18 protein-coding genes are annotated in these 15116 nt (G+C 51.4%); 7 read left to right on the plus strand and 11 right to left on the minus strand.

Features of this window, described 5'->3' with window-relative positions; genetic code table 11:
* Positions 1-176 precede the first annotated feature (176 nt).
* The 7 genes from EKM97_RS07000 to EKM97_RS07030 all read right to left on the minus strand — a co-directional run bounded on the left by EKM97_RS07000 (position 177) and on the right by EKM97_RS07030 (position 5313).
* Positions 177-1190, minus strand: coding sequence for a glycoside hydrolase family 1 protein (locus EKM97_RS07000; protein ID WP_125571683.1), 1014 nt, complete (start codon positions 1188-1190; stop codon positions 177-179).
* Positions 1190-1699, minus strand: coding sequence for a ribose 5-phosphate isomerase B (gene rpiB, locus EKM97_RS07005; protein WP_125571684.1), 510 nt, complete (start codon positions 1697-1699; stop codon positions 1190-1192). The genes EKM97_RS07000 and rpiB overlap by 1 nt, the downstream gene beginning before the upstream one ends.
* Complete coding sequence (locus tag EKM97_RS07010; RefSeq protein WP_225419236.1) at positions 1699-2358, minus strand: ribulose-phosphate 3-epimerase; 660 nt, start codon at positions 2356-2358, stop codon at positions 1699-1701. Before EKM97_RS07010 ends, rpiB begins: the two co-directional genes overlap by 1 nt.
* Before the next feature lie 83 nt (positions 2359-2441).
* Positions 2442-3455, minus strand: a complete 1014-nt coding sequence (locus EKM97_RS07015; RefSeq protein WP_125571686.1) for a LacI family DNA-binding transcriptional regulator — start codon at positions 3453-3455, stop codon at positions 2442-2444.
* 121 nt (positions 3456-3576) lie between these two features.
* Positions 3577-4026, minus strand: a complete 450-nt coding sequence (locus tag EKM97_RS07020; RefSeq protein ID WP_125571687.1) for a GNAT family N-acetyltransferase — start codon at positions 4024-4026, stop codon at positions 3577-3579.
* Complete coding sequence (locus EKM97_RS07025; protein WP_125571688.1) at positions 4027-4719, minus strand: GTP pyrophosphokinase; 693 nt, start codon at positions 4717-4719, stop codon at positions 4027-4029.
* Between the two features lie 33 nt (positions 4720-4752).
* Positions 4753-5313 (minus strand): TetR/AcrR family transcriptional regulator, encoded by a 561-nt coding sequence (locus tag EKM97_RS07030; protein WP_125571689.1) that lies wholly within the window; start codon positions 5311-5313, stop codon positions 4753-4755.
* Positions 5314-5440: 127 nt separating this feature from the next.
* Between EKM97_RS07030 and EKM97_RS07035 the strand changes: the two genes are divergently transcribed.
* Positions 5441-6481, plus strand: a complete 1041-nt coding sequence (locus EKM97_RS07035; RefSeq protein WP_125571690.1) for an SDR family oxidoreductase — start codon at positions 5441-5443, stop codon at positions 6479-6481.
* A 109-nt stretch (positions 6482-6590) separates the two neighbouring features.
* Positions 6591-7763 (plus strand): low temperature requirement protein A, encoded by a 1173-nt coding sequence (locus tag EKM97_RS07040; protein WP_125571691.1) that lies wholly within the window; start codon positions 6591-6593, stop codon positions 7761-7763.
* Positions 7764-7894: 131 nt separating this feature from the next.
* Here EKM97_RS07040 and EKM97_RS07045 read toward each other — a convergent pair whose 3' ends face one another.
* The 3 genes from EKM97_RS07045 to EKM97_RS07055 are packed head-to-tail and all read right to left on the minus strand — an operon-like array spanning position 7895 to position 9777.
* A complete protein-coding gene (locus tag EKM97_RS07045; RefSeq protein ID WP_125571692.1) occupies positions 7895-8491 on the minus strand; it encodes a sugar O-acetyltransferase in 597 nt (198 codons plus the stop codon).
* A 16-nt stretch (positions 8492-8507) separates the two neighbouring features.
* The gene (locus tag EKM97_RS07050; RefSeq protein WP_225419237.1) at positions 8508-9032 is read right to left on the minus strand and encodes a dihydrofolate reductase family protein; all 525 of its coding nucleotides are present in this window, start codon (positions 9030-9032) and stop codon (positions 8508-8510) included.
* A gap of 13 nt (positions 9033-9045) precedes the next feature.
* Positions 9046-9777: a DUF4097 family beta strand repeat-containing protein gene (locus EKM97_RS07055; RefSeq protein ID WP_164507469.1), complete on the minus strand. Its 732-nt coding sequence runs from the start codon at positions 9775-9777 to the stop codon at positions 9046-9048.
* A gap of 90 nt (positions 9778-9867) precedes the next feature.
* Between EKM97_RS07055 and EKM97_RS07060 the strand changes: the two genes are divergently transcribed.
* The 4 genes from EKM97_RS07060 (at position 9868) to EKM97_RS07075 (ending at position 13833) form a co-directional block, all read left to right on the plus strand.
* Positions 9868-11007 carry a PTS transporter subunit EIIC gene (locus tag EKM97_RS07060; protein ID WP_125571694.1) on the plus strand — a complete coding sequence of 380 codons (1140 nt, stop codon included), beginning with the start codon at positions 9868-9870 and terminating at the stop codon, positions 11005-11007.
* On the plus strand, positions 11000-11890 hold the full coding sequence (locus tag EKM97_RS07065) for an alpha/beta hydrolase (protein WP_125571695.1): 891 nt from the start codon (positions 11000-11002) through the stop codon (positions 11888-11890). Before EKM97_RS07060 ends, EKM97_RS07065 begins: the two co-directional genes overlap by 8 nt.
* 153 nt (positions 11891-12043) lie before the next feature.
* Positions 12044-12772, plus strand: a complete 729-nt coding sequence (locus EKM97_RS07070; RefSeq protein ID WP_125571696.1) for a hypothetical protein — start codon at positions 12044-12046, stop codon at positions 12770-12772.
* 230 nt (positions 12773-13002) lie between these two features.
* Positions 13003-13833, plus strand: coding sequence for an N-acyl homoserine lactonase family protein (locus EKM97_RS07075; protein ID WP_125571697.1), 831 nt, complete (start codon positions 13003-13005; stop codon positions 13831-13833).
* Here EKM97_RS07075 and EKM97_RS07080 read toward each other — a convergent pair.
* On the minus strand, positions 13817-14353 hold the full coding sequence (locus tag EKM97_RS07080; RefSeq protein ID WP_125571698.1) for a TetR/AcrR family transcriptional regulator: 537 nt from the start codon (positions 14351-14353) through the stop codon (positions 13817-13819). The two genes, EKM97_RS07075 and EKM97_RS07080, sit on opposite strands and share 17 nt — an antisense overlap.
* A 289-nt stretch (positions 14354-14642) precedes the next feature.
* Between EKM97_RS07080 and EKM97_RS07085 the strand changes: the two genes are divergently transcribed.
* Entirely contained in the window at positions 14643-15071 is a 429-nt protein-coding gene (locus EKM97_RS07085; protein ID WP_125571699.1) for a MarR family winged helix-turn-helix transcriptional regulator, read from the plus strand.
* The last annotated feature ends 45 nt before the right edge of the window (positions 15072-15116 follow it).

Consider the following 15116-nt stretch of genomic DNA (forward strand, 5'->3'; position numbering starts at 1 on the left):
GTCACATTGGTATTGCATTGCAGGGATAAGCTGGTTAAAGTTGAGATGGTGTGAAGCCTCGCTTTCGTGATGGTTTTCGTTGACTCAACCTTAGCATATAGGCGCACCCAATGGGTGAAACACCAAAGCAGCGCAGTCCCTTGTGAATCATGGGATTGCGCTGCTTTTTTGAAATTCTATGAATAATCCAGGTTACAATATGAGTTCGGCGCCTTAATGCCATTCAGTGTCGTATTCGCTGCATCGTCATCAGCACTAATGGCGGATGACATATAGTAGGTAAGCGACATAAAGTCTGGTTCCGCCTGTGCAAGCTTCTCCAAATCACCGGGTTTAACAGCTTCCTTATAATTAGCACCCTTGAATACTTTTAAATAAAACGGAGAATACTTACCACGGAAGTAAACATCTGCTGGACCATAACCAATTTTCTTCAAAAGATTATCGGTTGCTTCAACATCTTTAGGGTTGGCAGTCATTGGGTAAGCACAAATGTTACCAACATTTCCACCAACCTGAGCTGCCGGATCAATTGAATGTACCAATCGAGTTGCAAGCGCATAACTCAGATTAAAATGGTGCTGCATTTTGAATATTTCAGTCATGTTCTGAGCTTCATACCCAGTCATATACTCAGAATCCAACAATAAGAAATTCTGCTCGTTGAATGGTACCCAATATTTCACGCGCCCCTTGAAATGGGTCACCACTGTTTTGACGTAGTTAAGATAATCGGTAACCACTTGCCGGTTCATCCACCCGTTGTACTCTTTCAACAGATGGAGAGGTAAATCGTACGCATACAACGTCACTACCGGTTCAATACCGTACTTCAGCAGCTCATCAATTACACCATCGTAGAAATTGAGGCCTTCAGAATTTGGCTCGACATCATTTCCATTTGGAAAGATTCGGCTCCACGCCATTGTCAAACGATAGATTTTAAAGCCCATTTCCGCATAAAGTTTAATGTCTTCCTTATAGTGGTGGTAATGATCAGAGGCAACTTTAAATTCATCAAAATCACCGTCAGCCATACTATCAATGTGCCTAACGTCCGCAATCGAGGTTCCTTTGCCACCGTCCGTCGCTCCACCTTCAAATTGCTGTGCGTTAGTGGATGATCCCCATTTGAAATTTTCTTTAAATCCACCGCTGAGCAAGTCATCAATCCGCTTTAATTCCGTCATTACAATTCCTCCTTATCCACATAGCGAACATCATTAGCCGTTCTGATATGTTCAAATAAATTATCGTCACTCTGTTCCAGAGCCCCGATTTCATCAACGCGTCGAGCGTGGCGACCGCCCAAGTAACTGGCATTCAACCATTCATCAACTATCATCTTAGCAAGATCCAAGCCGACAACTCGCGCACCAAAAGCCAAAATATTGGTGTTATTATGCTGACGCGATAATTTAGCCGAATACGGTTCGCTACATGCAACGGCTCGGATACCGTTCACCTTGTTCGCCGCAATTGATATACCAATACCCGTTCCACAAATTAGAATCCCTAAATCTGCGCGTCCTTCCGTTACCGCATGGGCAACTTTTTTTGCATAAATTGGGTAATCGGTACGGGTTTCCGTTTCAGGCCCTAAGTCTTCAACTTGATAACCTTGATCGAGTAAGTACGTCTTAATTTCACCACGTAGCCGTACACCAACATGATCTGAACCAATTGCAATTGTGGTCATTAAGCTAGAACCTTTCCTTTCAGTCGTGCAATAATATTTGCATAACTTTCCTTTTTACCAAAAAGTGCTGATGTTCCCAAAACGAATCCGCGCACACCATGTTTGCTTAATGTTAAAACACGTTCTTCGGAGATGGCACCATCCACCACAATGTCGAAGCATAGTTCCTTCTGAAGTGACGCCAGTTCATCAATTTTTTCATCAACGAAGCTAAGATACTTCTGGCCGGCGAATCCGGGGTTAACCGTCATCACCAATGCTCGGTCTGCGATGGTTAGTAACGAGCGTACGCTCTCAACAGAGGTACCTGGATCAATGGCGATACCGGCCTGCATTCCCCGTGCGTGAATTTTGTCTACTGTTCGTGCTGGCTGCAGCTCCGCTTCTGGATGGAAATAAATGATTTTTGCCCCCTTGTCAGCAAAGAAATCAATGTAATTACCCGGATTCATAATCATCAGATGCGCATCTACCGGTACATCAGTTGCACCAACAATGTATTCATAGTCCTGCATGCCCATTCCGAAATTGGGCACGAAGCTTCCGTCCATAATGTCCATGTGAAATGCATCAATTCCAGCGTCACTTAATGCATGCACTTCGTTAGCCAAATTCTCGAAATTGGCGCACATCATTGATGGATAAAGTAATTTGTTCATAATAATTCCTCCTAAAAATATTGCAGTAATTCGTAGAGCTTGAGTAAACGTTTACTCAAAATTGTTAAAAATAAGAACAACGTTTAAGTTGTTCCTCGAAGCACCAATTTCACCGGTACTCGCGTAATTCGCTCATCATTCGCTGAAGATTGACCTTTCATCATGCGAATCAGTTTTGAACTAGCAATCGCAGATATTTTCGCCTCATCCTGACGAACGGTACTCAATTGTGGCCGCATGTACGACGCAATGGGTGAATCGTCAAAACCAATTATCTTGAGTCGCTCTGGGATAGCAATTTGCAATTCCTCAGCAATCATCACAATCTCCGCAGCTAAATCATCACTAAGTGCAAAAATCCCCAAAGGCTGTTGTGACTGCGCATAATTAATGTTTCTCTGTAAAAAATCTCGAATTGCCGCCTGCCGTTCTTCCGGTTTATCATCATCAAGCAATAATTGCTGATAATCACTGATTCCACGGCGCTTTATTGCATCAACAAATCCGCGTTTTCTCTCCTCCGAAGAAGAAGTTTTAACAGAATGTGTTGCAATCGCAAGCCGTTCAGTCTGATTAGCGAGATGCCGCGTCGCCAACACTGCTCCTTCATAATGATCTGAACCGACAAACTCGGTTTGCTCATCACTAGGTTCACGGTCAATGCAAACAACTGGCAACGACTTTTGTAGCGTTTTACGACTAAAGGTTTTGAAACCCGATATAATGACGAGACCATCAATCATCTTGCCTTCTAGCATCCGCAAGTAATTGCTCTCCTTCTCAACATTCCGAGCAGTATTACAAATAATCGTGGAATATCCAGCCGCAAACAAATCACTTTCCACTTGCTGAACAATCTTGGCGAAAAACGCGTTAGTAATATCTGGAACCAAGATTCCCACTGTGTTCGACTTATTTTCCCGTAAACTTTTCGCAACCATGTTGGTCTGATAGCCGCTGTCCTTAATCGCCTTAAGGACTTTGTCTCGCGTTTTATCAGAAAAACGCCCATTATCGTTTAAGACACGCGAAACGGTCGCAATGGAAACCCCACTTAATTCAGCGATTTTCTTAATTGATACATTTGCTTTCGCCATACGCATCCCTCAGTTCACCAACTAGAATCTTTTTCCGTTGAGTAAACGTTTACTCAACAAGGTCATTATGCATTCTTATGAAATCGCTGTCAATATCTTTTTATAATTTATTCGAAAATTTCTAATTACGCCGCATATACAACACCGGATAGGCCTGGTCCTGTTCATCCAAAGCACTGCGCTGTTCCACGTGAAACCCCATGTGCTCATAAAAACCCACAGCTTGCGGATTTTGCTCGTTCACGACTAGCGACTTGATCCCATACTGCGTCATCCCGTACGACAACAATCGCCGCCCAATTCCTTGCCCGCGAATTGCCGGATCAAGAAACAGCATCTCAAGTTTGGTGTCCGCGACACCCATGAAGCCGCACACCACTTCCTGCGCGTTGTAGGCCAGCACTAAGGTTGGCACTGCGGTCAACGCACCTGGCACGTACGCTTTAATCTGCGCAACAACCGCAGCATCCAAAAATGGATGCGTTGCGCGCACGGACCGCTCCCACAACGCCACTAACTCGGCGATGAGGGCTGACGAACGCGCCGTTAACGCCACTGTTTTGACTACCATCTATTCCTCCTGGTTCAGATCCGTGTAGATGTCTTGCATCCCGTTTTCAATCGTCATCAATTCATCCGTGTACGCCACCAAGCGGTCGGCGTACTCTGCCAACTTGGCATCATCCACATGCGTTTTATAACGTAATTTGTGTTCCAGACTCGCCCACATGTCCATGCCGATAGTTCTAATCTGCACTTCAACCGGCGCAATGCGCGCACCGGTACTCTGGAATACAGGAACCTTCACGACTAGGTGCAAGCTGCGATAACCGCTGGGCTTAGGCTGCTGCACATAATCACGCCGGCGCACCAGCGTGATGTCGTCTTGAGCGAGCAGATTATCCGCGACGGTGTAAATATCACCTGGGTAATTCGTCATGATGCGGATGCCACCAATGTCATACAAGTTGTTTTTCATGCTCTCGTTACTAACAGGCAGACCCTTTTGCTGCAGCTTTTTGATGAGGCTGTCTGGGTCTTTCATCCGTGTTTCCATGTGGTGAATCGGATTGTGGGCAAAATGTGTGGCGTAGTCTGCATCCAGATTCTCCAGTTTCGTGCAGACCTCTTTAACGGCGGCGTGACACAGCTGGTAGTAATCGACAAAATCTGTGAGTTCCTTCAGCGCATCCGGGTCCACCGAATTGGTCAGCTCACGGGTGATTTGCTGCACGTTCAGGGGAATTTCACGTTCAATAATCATGTTATCGCTCCCTATTAAAATACAATTTCAATTTTACTTTATCGTCAATGCGGTGGCCGTTGCTGCCTGCAATTTGCCGACTAAATCGTGAATATCCGTCAAGGTTTCGTCTTGCCTGTGCAGTAGCCACTCACGCCAAATGCCGTAGACGCCGGCGCTCATGAACTTGACCCAGTACCTTTTGGCCGTGGCGTCCATGTCCGCCCACTGCGCACTGTCATCATAAAAACGGTGCATGTTTTCATCGAAAAGCTGCTGAATGATGTATTCGTAATTACGGCGCTGTGCTAATGCCAACGCGTGCCCCATCTCGGCGAAGAACTGCTGCATGTCCGTCAGCTTCGCATCGACAGGAACCCGGCCAATGACATCATCAAATAGGCGACTGATGCGCGGAGCAAAATACAGGCGCAGAATATCTTCCAATGTATCAAAATTACGATAATAGGCCATGCGGCTCACACCAGCACGCGAAACCAGCTCGGTCACTTTGATTTCAGCGAGCGGCTTTTTCTCCAGTAATTGTAATAGTGCCGTCGTCAGGTAATTAATTGAGTCTTCGCGAATTTGTTGGGCATGCTTAGTAGCTGACATAACACTTTACTCCTCCTGTCACAGATGCGCCGTTTGCGCTTGTCTACTGAACGGCTCCAGTGTACATTAGCATCACTGCCGTTACAAGTGTATCGCGGCTTCAATTTAATTCAGAGGAGAACTCATCATGTCTACAAAAAAACTCGTCGTCGTCACCGGTGGCAGCGGCTTTATCGCCAGCCACATCATTTTGCAATTGCTCCAACAAGGATACGCGGTGCGAACTACCGCCCGCTCGCTGGCAAAGCGACCATTGATTGAGCAAATGCTGCGTAAGGGCGGGCTCACCGACCTCTCCGCATTGGAAGTCGTAGCCGCCGACCTTACGCATGAAGAACCTTGGGACGCCGCCATCGCCGGTGCCGACTATGTCATTCACGTGGCATCACCGACCCCCACTCTCAACTTCAAGAATGAGGATGAGATGATTCGGCCCGCCGTCAATGGCGTCTTATACGTCCTGCGCGCCGCCAGTCGTCACCACGTGAAGCGCGTGGTACTGACTTCCGCATACGGCGCCATCTTCGCTGGGCATCCTGAACGCCGCACTCCCTTCACCGAAGACGTCTGGTCAGATCTAAGTGCGCAGGGTGTGCACCCCTACCAGAAGTCCAAAACCATGTCCGAACGTGCTGCCTGGGACTTCATTGCCCATGACAATAGTGGTTTGGAACTCGCCACCGTTAATCCAGTTGCTGTGATGGGACCCGTGCTCGCCGATGACTACTCTCACTCCAACATTCAGATTCAGGAGATGCTCGCGGGCAAAACCAAGCTTGTCCCGCGCGTGGATTCCGGCTATGTTGACGTGCGCGACGTGGCTAGCCTGCATATTTTGGCCATGACTAGTCCCGCCGCTGCTGGGCAGCGCTTCCTGGCAACTACCGGTGAAACTTACTCCATGCTAGACGTCGCGAATATTCTGCGGACGGCATTCCCCGCATTCGCGAACCGGCTGCCAACCAAGACTGTCCCGACCGCCATTTTGAAACTCGCTGCCAAGGCCAACCCAATGTTGCGGATGGTGGCGTCGGTTGCGGATAAGTACGCCGCAACCAGCAATGCCAAGGCCGTTGCGCTACTCGACTGGCATCCCCGCTCCGCCAAGGAATCCATTATCGCCACCGCTCAATCCATGATTGATTTGGGAGTGGTGACCCCAAGTTAATCGCGTTTAATGCAGCAGTTGACGATGGCCATAGTCAGCTCTGATAAAATTGAGCCTGCTGCGCGTGAACGTTATAATATAACTAATTCACGTACTGGAGGCAGCAGTTATGAAGCAGTTATTAGGGCGTCCGCGGACCATCGAGCAAACCATTCACCACCGCAAAATTAGCTGGCTTGAACTGTTCTACGACTTAGTCTTCGCCGTCGTATTGGCACGACTGACAGACGGTATCATCGAGCACATGACCTGGCAAGGCTGGCTGCGCGGCGCGCTCATCTTCGCCTGGTTCTTTTGGAGCTGGGGCGAAACGTCTGGGTATTTTGATAACCACGGAAATGCCACGGTACTCAACCTCCTGTTCATCAATGTGCAACTGCTAATTACCGCGGCGACCGCCATCTTCATTCCGAATGCCGTCGGCGGTGACTTCAGAGGTTTGACTTACGGCCTGCTGTGCATGCAACTGATGCTGGCCCTCATTTGGGGCAATACGGCACGATTTGATGCAACGCACGCTGCGGCTGCCCGGCTGTGGTCCCGCAGTGATACAGCAGTGCTGGTCTTACTGCTCATTGCCCAATTCTTCTTACCCAAGTTGCGACTGCCGTTACTTGTCATCGCCATTCTTTGCAATTACGGCATCATCTTTATCGGCAACCGGGTTTTGCGGGCGGAATATGAGTCCCACCAGATGCCTTTTGGCGTCAGTGATTCGTTGCTCGAGCGCTATGGTCTGCTCGCAATGATTGCCCTGGGCGAACTACTGACGGGTCTCATTTCGGCCGCGCCCAACCCGCTGCATTTGGCCAATCTCCTTGAGTTTATTCTCGGTGGTATCTTCGTTGCCTTAATTGCCGGCATCTACTACCAGGTGCTCGGCGAGTTGCACGTCCGGACCCACTCGCCGCTCCAATCCATGGTGATTCGCTGGCTGCTCACGCTTGAGGTTTACTTCATTATGGTCGTTGGCATTTTGCTGACGGTCATGCGTGATCGGCACACACTAGCGGTACGCGGCGACTTTGCGCTGGCAACCTATGTTACGCTGCTCATCATGTGGGTCATTCAACGTTTGACCCAACGCGGAGAGAACTTTCACGCGGCCGGCGGGTGGTTCTTACTCAGCGAACTGCTGCTGACGGGACTCATTGCCTTGGCTCCGGCCAACTGGACGCTGGTACTCATGGACATTATGCTGGGTGCACTGCTGGCGTTCTATCTGCACCGGGTGTATCGGGACGCTGATGACCAAAACATTGCGCCAGACTCATACCATTAACTTGTTGCATATTGCGGCAGACAATTCAAAAATGCGACTCGGGAATTCTGGAGGATTTCCGAGTCGCATTTTAGTTATTGTTGCATTGATGTTGTTAATTTCACGGCATTCATCCCTGCCGTTGAACCCAACTAAAAGTCATCCGCGCCCGTAAACCCCGTCTTATCCGCTGCCGTAATCGGCCGCAACACCCGGCAAGGGTTGCCAGCGGCAATGACGCCACTGGGAATATCATGTGTGACCACACTGCCGGCACCAATAATGCTGTCGTCGCCAATCGTCACGCCAGGCAGAACGGTCACATTGCCGGCCAGCCAGCACCGATTGCCGATGGTGATGGGTTTCGCGACGCAACCGCCCAGCTCCCGCTCCTTGGCGTCAAAGAGGTGATTGGCGGTGTAGAGACCCACCTTGGGGCCAAACAAGACGCGGTCACCGATGCTGACCTTGCCGGCATCCAAAATCACGCAGTCATAGTTGGCGTAAAAATGATCCCCAACGTGGATATTGCGGCCAAACTCACAGCGGAAGTTTGGACTCACAACTGGTTCAAGGCCGGCACTACCAAACAGCTCACGCACTAAGTTTTCCTGGGCGGCTGCATCTTCTTCAGCGTTAAGCTGATTCGTCAGTCTTGTTGCCCGGTCACGCGTGGTAATCAGCTGTGGATCCAGGTCATTATACGGCTTGCCGCTGGCCATGTAGGCAAATTTTGCTTCTAAATTCATTTCCCGTTTTCCTCCGTTAAGTCATTATTTCCCGGGTGATAACGCAGGTGTAATTCCACCAGCTCACCCATTTTGGTCGTATCGAGCAGTTCAAAATGACTGCGGTAATCACCAGGTTCGAACAGACGCTTACCGCGGCCGAGCACGAATGGGGCAATCTGCACCCACCACTCGCTGATGAGCCCCGCTGCAGCAATTCGCTGACCAGCGCACCACCGCCGACAATCCAGATGCCCTTGCCCGGTTCGCGCTGCAACGCGCGCACAATTTGCACGGCATCGCCGCTGCGGTACTCAGCGCCCTTACGCGTTCGCGACAGCACGACCTTCTGCAAACCTGGGTAAAACGGCGCATCCCCCACCAGCGCGAGAGAAACGTCGTAAGTGACGCGGCCCATGACAAGAGTATCAATTTTGTGTTCAAAAGCACTATAAGTGTCAACTCCGGCAAGATTGCTATTTAGCAGCCACTGAATGTCATCGTGTTCGTCGGCCAGGTAACCGTCGAGGCTCATGGCACCGTAGAAATAAACTGGTCGCATTGCGCTCTTCTCCTTACTGCACATCAATCGCCCCGGACGCCGTTTTTACCGTCAGCAGTGCGCCACTCGTAGCCCCAGCACTCAGGTGATGTTCAGCATGCCGCTTAACATGTGCAAAGCCGTCCACCTTAACACCACCGCTCGCCGACTGCGCATCGACCCGCCGCAGCCGCGTGTCCTTCAGTGTCAGCTTGACACTGCCGCTGGCTGTCGTCACCCGTGATGACTGGGCAAGTTCATTTGCGGTCAGCTTAACGGCGCTACTGTCGGCGCGAGCGGTGAGCTGCTTGGCCGTCAATTCACCACTAATACTGCCACTGGCACTGCGGACCGCGATTTTTTGCGCAGTAATATTTTGCAACTGAATCGCACCACTAGCCGTCTTAATACGTACAACACCTACGTAGTTAGCGGGCAGGTAAACTGTCATTTGAATTTTAGTTGGAAACAGGTGCTGTAGCGCCGTCAACTTGGCAACGCCCTGTTTTTCGGTGACGGTCGTTGAATTATCAACTGTCGTTGCCGCTGCATACTTCACGTTGGCGGCCTGCTTAACCACCAGTTTTGCGCTGTTACTTTGCGCAACCCGCACATCCGCGTTGCGCGCATCGATGGTGACGTTGCGTGTTGGGGCGTAGGTGTCACGGCTGACGGTGGTCATGCCGTGGGCGGTGCTCAAATACAGCACACCGTAAAGTCCCGCTACTAAGAGAATAATTGCTGGAATCCAGAGTAATTTTTTCATTATTTTCGCTCCACTTTTTGGTAACTGCATCATAGCACGAAACACCCAGAATTCGCCGCTTTTTGGTACAATGGCCGTGGAGGATTCATTATGAAAAAGTTGTTGCAGAATTATTTTAACAGCCGCTTTTACAGGGTACTCAACGCGACTTTTCAGCCCTTACTGCCGCTCATTCTGCTGGGCACGTGGGCGCGGGCCCTGCTCGTCAGCGTGTTTTCCCGTGACGGCTTCTTCGCCCAGGTATTCAGCATCAAAAGTTGGTTCCCGGGCTACACACCCATTCGCCAAGGACTGACGATGCTCACGGCTTACAGTCTTGGCTTGCTGGGTCTCCTGACGGCCATCTTCGCCGCCCGCGCCATTGCCCGGCACAGTCCGACACTGGCCATGCTGGTTGCCGGCGTCGGATTTCTGGTGCTCAACACCACGCGTCTGGCAATGTTAGGACCAGGATTGGGCATGGCTGGCTTACTGCTCGGCCTGCTATTCGGGATGCTCGTGGGCTGGCTGCTCAATCTGCCCTGGCCACGGTTCACCGCGAGTCTCATCATCATCGTGACCGTTGCCATCCGGCTCGGGCTGAACGCCCTGGCCGTCGCCGAAATCAGTCCAACTTTTACCAGCGTCCCACACGGTGGCTCAGGGGTGTTACTGGGCGCGCTCGCCAACAGTGTCCTGAGCTGGTTTGGCCTGACACCACTCATCGATCCCTTATCGCCACTACTGACGGGACCAACGGCAACGGCCAATCTCACCGCCACGCTAGCCCACAAAACGGTGCCGTTTCTCAGCACCATTGGCACGCTCTACCGCCCCTACGCACTCTTCGGCGGTGTTGGCATGACGCTCGGCCTGCTCATCGCAATCCTGCTGTTTGACCACCGCCGTTCCAAGCGGCAGCTGGCAAAATGGAGCCTCGTCCCCGGCCTGGTCAACCTCAACTTGCCACTAGTGCTCGGCTACCCAATCCTGATTAACCCGCTGATGCTAATCCCGTTCACGCTTGCACCGCTGGCCTCCATGGCAATTGCCTGGGTCGCGCTGCACTTGCACCTCATGACCGCCGCGGTCTACCATGTCCCCGCAACCACGCCGGGACCCATGATTGCCTGGCTGGCCACCAACGGCAATTGGCCCGCGCTCATCGTCGCTATGCTTTGTCTAGCCGCATCGGTCGCCATCTACTGGCCGTTTGTCAAAATGCTTGAGGAGGCGGATTGGGATGCCTAAATATGTCCGCACCATTTTGCTGAGCCTACTCGGTCTTGTCATCGCCGTCGGCCTGTTCATCCCCGCCACCACCTGGATGCGCGGTCAGGTTCACAAGACGCAGGTCGTTCACGATTCGCGCATGGCGCCCGTCGTCTTAGTGCCCGGCAGCTCGGCGACGCAGAACCGCTTCAACAGTCTGATTACCACGCTCAACCAGCGCACGCGCGGTCACAGTCTGCTCAAGGTGACCGTTAAAACCGACGGCAGCATGACCTCCTCCGGCAGCATTGCCGCGCGCGACAATGAACCTTATATCGTGGTCGCCTTCGAAAACAATAAGGATGGTTACAATAACATCAAGAAACAGGCCCGCTGGTTTAACGTGGCACTCAAGAAACTGGCCGCAACCTACCATTTCAACCGTTTTAAGGGCATCGGTCACAGTAATGGTGGGCTCATCTGGACGCTTTTTCTTGAGAAATACTACGGCAGCGATTCAATGACCATTAGCGACCTGATGACCATCGGGACGCCCTACAACCTGGAAGAAAGTAATGCGAATAACCGCACCCAGATGCTGGTGGATCTCATCAAAGGGAAGAAAAAGTTGCCGACCAGCCTGACGGTTTACTCGCTAGCCGGCACCGCCACCTACAGCGGCGACGGCACCGTTCCACTATCCAGCGTGGAGAGTGGTAAGTACATTTTCCAAAATCAGGTGAAACATTACACGCAAATCACCGTGTCCGGCGATGACGCCAGCCACTCTGATTTGCCGCAGAATCGCCAGATTGAAAGCTATATTCAGCAATACATTCTGACGAATCCGAACCAGGCCGGCGTGCACGTGCCCACGGGCGGACAAGAACGCCCAGGTGTTGGGAGTGCACCAGGAGAATAAAACAAAACCACCGCGGTTAGTTCCGCGGTGGTTTTTGCGCCCACTGATCCGTTGTGAGTGCGCGGTCTTCATTTTGCAAATAAGTAATTCGAAATCGCTTTCAGTAACACTGCTCGCATGCTACACTACCTGGGTAAATAGGAGGCGAAGGTCATGAAAAAGTTGGGGACCATCATCGGTGTTAGTCTAACAATCCTCATGCTTGCCGGGTGCGGCAGCAAATCGGCAACGAGTAAGGACAGTTCCAGTAAAGCCACTAGCAGCAAGAAAGTGGCCAGCAAGAAGTCCAGCAGCAAAAAGAAACAATCAAGCAGTTCTTCCAGTAGTGCGCGGGCAAGCTCAAGTAGCTCAGCGTCTTCATCGGCCGTTGCAAGTAGTAGCGCGAGCAGCAGCCAGCAAGCCAGCACCGCAAGTAGTCGCACGCAGGGTAAGCAGTTAACCTTCAATGACCTGCGCGACAACCCAGATGCCATTCACATCTACTGGCAAGTCGAGGCCGCCTACGGGATGGCCAAACTGAGCGATTGGCAGCACCTGAAGTCTGCCAGCAGCAGTAACGTGATGAACATTGAATACGCACCAAGGTTGAACTTGGACGCCGACGACGCGGTCAAGGACGGGTTTGCATCGTGCGCGTTCTTCCTGGCCAGTGAAGGCGATGGGGACGTCTTTAAGGCGCAGCGCATCCCCCACGCCTACACAAGCGGTTCAACGGCAGGCGACACGGTGTTCCACTTCGGTTATCTCACCAATAACGGCTGGATGCTGAAGTATCACGAAGTGCAAGCCGTTTCGGTCAATAACGTCTTGCAGGTTGTGAATGCGCAAGGCGGCCAGGCTGCACTCGACCGCATTCAGTACACGAATATTTTGGACTACTAACACACTGCTCTAAAAAGAAACCACCGTGATTGCAAACAATCACGGTGGTTTCTTTAGGCTCAATTCATTAATAATCATTTCGGAAATTCAGTCATTTTCTCCTAATCCCTCGCAAAAGAGACACCTTGCCCGCGCACTGTCTCATTTGGCACAAACCGCGCCGCATAGTTTCTATGCCCCGCGCCATTTCCCCCATATGATAAGCACATCAATATTCATCTGGAGGAAACATGATGACTGCTCAAATCAAAATTCACGTGTTGCACACCGGCCTCGTCAAGGTCGACCGCGCCCTGCCATTCCACGGCCTGTACCGCAACCCACTCGCCTTCACTGGTCTTTTCCGTTCGGAGAAGAATCAGGTGACGCTGCCCGTTTCAAGTCACTTGATCGAGCACCCCAAGGGACTGGTGCTCATCGATACCGGCTGGAACAAGCAGGTCCGGACAAGTAACTGGAAGGAACTGGGCCCGCAAGTACAAATCAACACCGGTTACCTGCCGACCGGCTGGGCCGTTGACGAGCGCCTCGCCGCACTGGGCTACCAGCCCGAAGACCTCGATTACGTTTTGCTCAGTCACCTGCACTGCGACCACGTCAGCGGTCTCAAACATGTCGCTGCTGCAAAACACATTCTCGTGTCTGCACCCGAATGGCAAATTGCCAATCGCTTACCCCTAGTTTACCTGCCGCATGAATGGCGCGGCGTCGACGTTCAAACCTACCAGTACGCCAACACTGGCATTGGCCCCACCGGCGAAAGCTATGACGTCTTCGGCGACGGTAGCCTGCTGCAAGTGCGCACCGCCGGTCACGCCAACGGGATGTCCGCCACCCTGGTGCGCGGCAGCGATGGCAAGTACGTGCTCCTCGCCGCCGACGTGGGTTATGCGAACCGCTCGTGGGAAGACATGTTAACACCCGGCATCTGCACTAGTCGCAAAGCCGCCATCACCAGTCTCGGTTGGGTCCGCGAGCAGGCACACAACAGCAACTGCATCGAAGCACTAGCTAATCACGATACCAAGACGGACCCCCACGTCATCACACTTCCGTACTGAGAATATCGCGTACCAATCGGTTCATGAAGTGGGAGATCTCCGCAGCACTGCCATGCGCAAGCGCCCAGCTAATGGCGGTTAACGCTGTCGATGAATACAAGGCCAGTGCAAATGAGCGCGGAATCGTGAGTGTTTGCGGCAGAATTTGGTCGGCATGCATCGCGAAACTATTCAAGTAACGTTCGCGCAGATCACCCTCGCGTTCATGCACCTGCAGCAAACGCGTAATGGCCGGCGCATCAGCCGCCAAACCTTGATACAGCAAAATCAAAGGTTCATCATCGCTAATTTGCGTGACCCGCGCGGTAAGCAATTGCTCGAATTTAGCGGCGTAATCCCCAACCATCTCTGTTAGCAGGGCGTATTTATCCGCGTAATGGTGATAGAAGGTACTGCGGCCCACCAGTGCTTGCGTGCAGATGTCATTGACCGTAACGTCGGCAAAATTTTGGCCCTCTAAACACGTCACGAACCCGTTTTGAATGTCGCGCTTGGTCTTAAACTTACGCATATCTGTCATGGCAAAGCCTCCAAATCATCATTACTGACAGTATAGACCGATAGCGTTCGTTGCGCTGCTTTCACGTTAACAAACACCCACTTCCAACACAGTTTTTCATGCCTGTGCCTCAGCGTTCCAATAACATTTTGCACTTGTTTCACAACACTGGGCGCAAAACGTGCTGCAACCGCAACTATCCCCGCGCAATTGAATATCCAGCAACTCGCTCACCAGTTACCCATCTTGCAAGTTGTATCCCATGCGGCTATACTAAAGTCAATCGTGCACGACTGATAAGGAGTAACTCATGACCAACCATGTTAATCTGGCGAATCAATTATGTTTTAGTGTGTATAACGTCAACCGCTTATTCAATAAGTTCTACCAGGACGCCCTGACGGATTATGGTTTGACCTATCCGCAATACTTGCTACTCACCGTGTTGTGGAACGGCGATCACCGCGAATTACGCGAGCTCGGTGCGGCGCTCAACCTCAATTCCAACACCTTAACGCCCCTGGTTAAACGCTTAGAGGCACATGGCTGGTTGCAGCGCAGTCATCCTAAAGACGATAAGCGCCGCTTGATTGTGAGCCTAACGACTCACGCCAAGGACAGTGAGGCCCCCATTCAGGCTGCGCTGGCAGACTGTTTGGGCAAATACCACCTGACAGCAACGGACTATGAGCAAGCACTGCTCTTGAACCAGAAGTTAATCGCCGCCATGGAAGGATAGACGATTTACTTTTGCGCAATTAATCGTGCACGACCAAAAAAACAA

The sequence above is a fragment of the Lacticaseibacillus songhuajiangensis genome, from assembly GCF_003946025.1.
Classification (GTDB): Bacteria; Bacillota; Bacilli; order Lactobacillales; family Lactobacillaceae; genus Lacticaseibacillus; species Lacticaseibacillus songhuajiangensis.

Bases quoted from the DNA above. Each gene is read 5' to 3' on its own strand.
- EKM97_RS07075 (WP_125571697.1), top strand. From the start codon at position 13,003: ATGATGACTGCTCAAATCAAAATTCACGTGTTGCACACCGGCCTCGTC.
- EKM97_RS07025 (WP_125571688.1), bottom strand. From the start codon at position 4,719: ATGATTATTGAACGTGAAATTCCCCTGAACGTGCAGCAAATCACCCGT.
- EKM97_RS07030 (WP_125571689.1), bottom strand. From the start codon at position 5,313: ATGTCAGCTACTAAGCATGCCCAACAAATTCGCGAAGACTCAATTAAT.
- EKM97_RS07040 (WP_125571691.1), top strand. From the start codon at position 6,591: ATGAAGCAGTTATTAGGGCGTCCGCGGACCATCGAGCAAACCATTCAC.
- EKM97_RS07070 (WP_125571696.1), top strand. From the start codon at position 12,044: ATGAAAAAGTTGGGGACCATCATCGGTGTTAGTCTAACAATCCTCATG.
- EKM97_RS07020 (WP_125571687.1), bottom strand. From the start codon at position 4,026: ATGGTAGTCAAAACAGTGGCGTTAACGGCGCGTTCGTCAGCCCTCATC.
- EKM97_RS07035 (WP_125571690.1), top strand. From the start codon at position 5,441: ATGTCTACAAAAAAACTCGTCGTCGTCACCGGTGGCAGCGGCTTTATC.
- EKM97_RS07065 (WP_125571695.1), top strand. From the start codon at position 11,000: ATGCCTAAATATGTCCGCACCATTTTGCTGAGCCTACTCGGTCTTGTC.
- rpiB (WP_125571684.1), bottom strand. From the start codon at position 1,699: ATGACCACAATTGCAATTGGTTCAGATCATGTTGGTGTACGGCTACGT.
- EKM97_RS07080 (WP_125571698.1), bottom strand. From the start codon at position 14,353: ATGACAGATATGCGTAAGTTTAAGACCAAGCGCGACATTCAAAACGGG.
- EKM97_RS07085 (WP_125571699.1), top strand. From the start codon at position 14,643: ATGACCAACCATGTTAATCTGGCGAATCAATTATGTTTTAGTGTGTAT.
- EKM97_RS07000 (WP_125571683.1), bottom strand. From the start codon at position 1,190: ATGACGGAATTAAAGCGGATTGATGACTTGCTCAGCGGTGGATTTAAA.
- EKM97_RS07055 (WP_164507469.1), bottom strand. From the start codon at position 9,777: ATGAAAAAATTACTCTGGATTCCAGCAATTATTCTCTTAGTAGCGGGA.
- EKM97_RS07050 (WP_225419237.1), bottom strand. From the start codon at position 9,032: ATGCGACCAGTTTATTTCTACGGTGCCATGAGCCTCGACGGTTACCTG.
- EKM97_RS07015 (WP_125571686.1), bottom strand. From the start codon at position 3,455: ATGGCGAAAGCAAATGTATCAATTAAGAAAATCGCTGAATTAAGTGGG.
- EKM97_RS07045 (WP_125571692.1), bottom strand. From the start codon at position 8,491: ATGAATTTAGAAGCAAAATTTGCCTACATGGCCAGCGGCAAGCCGTAT.
- EKM97_RS07010 (WP_225419236.1), bottom strand. From the start codon at position 2,358: ATGAACAAATTACTTTATCCATCAATGATGTGCGCCAATTTCGAGAAT.
- EKM97_RS07060 (WP_125571694.1), top strand. From the start codon at position 9,868: ATGAAAAAGTTGTTGCAGAATTATTTTAACAGCCGCTTTTACAGGGTA.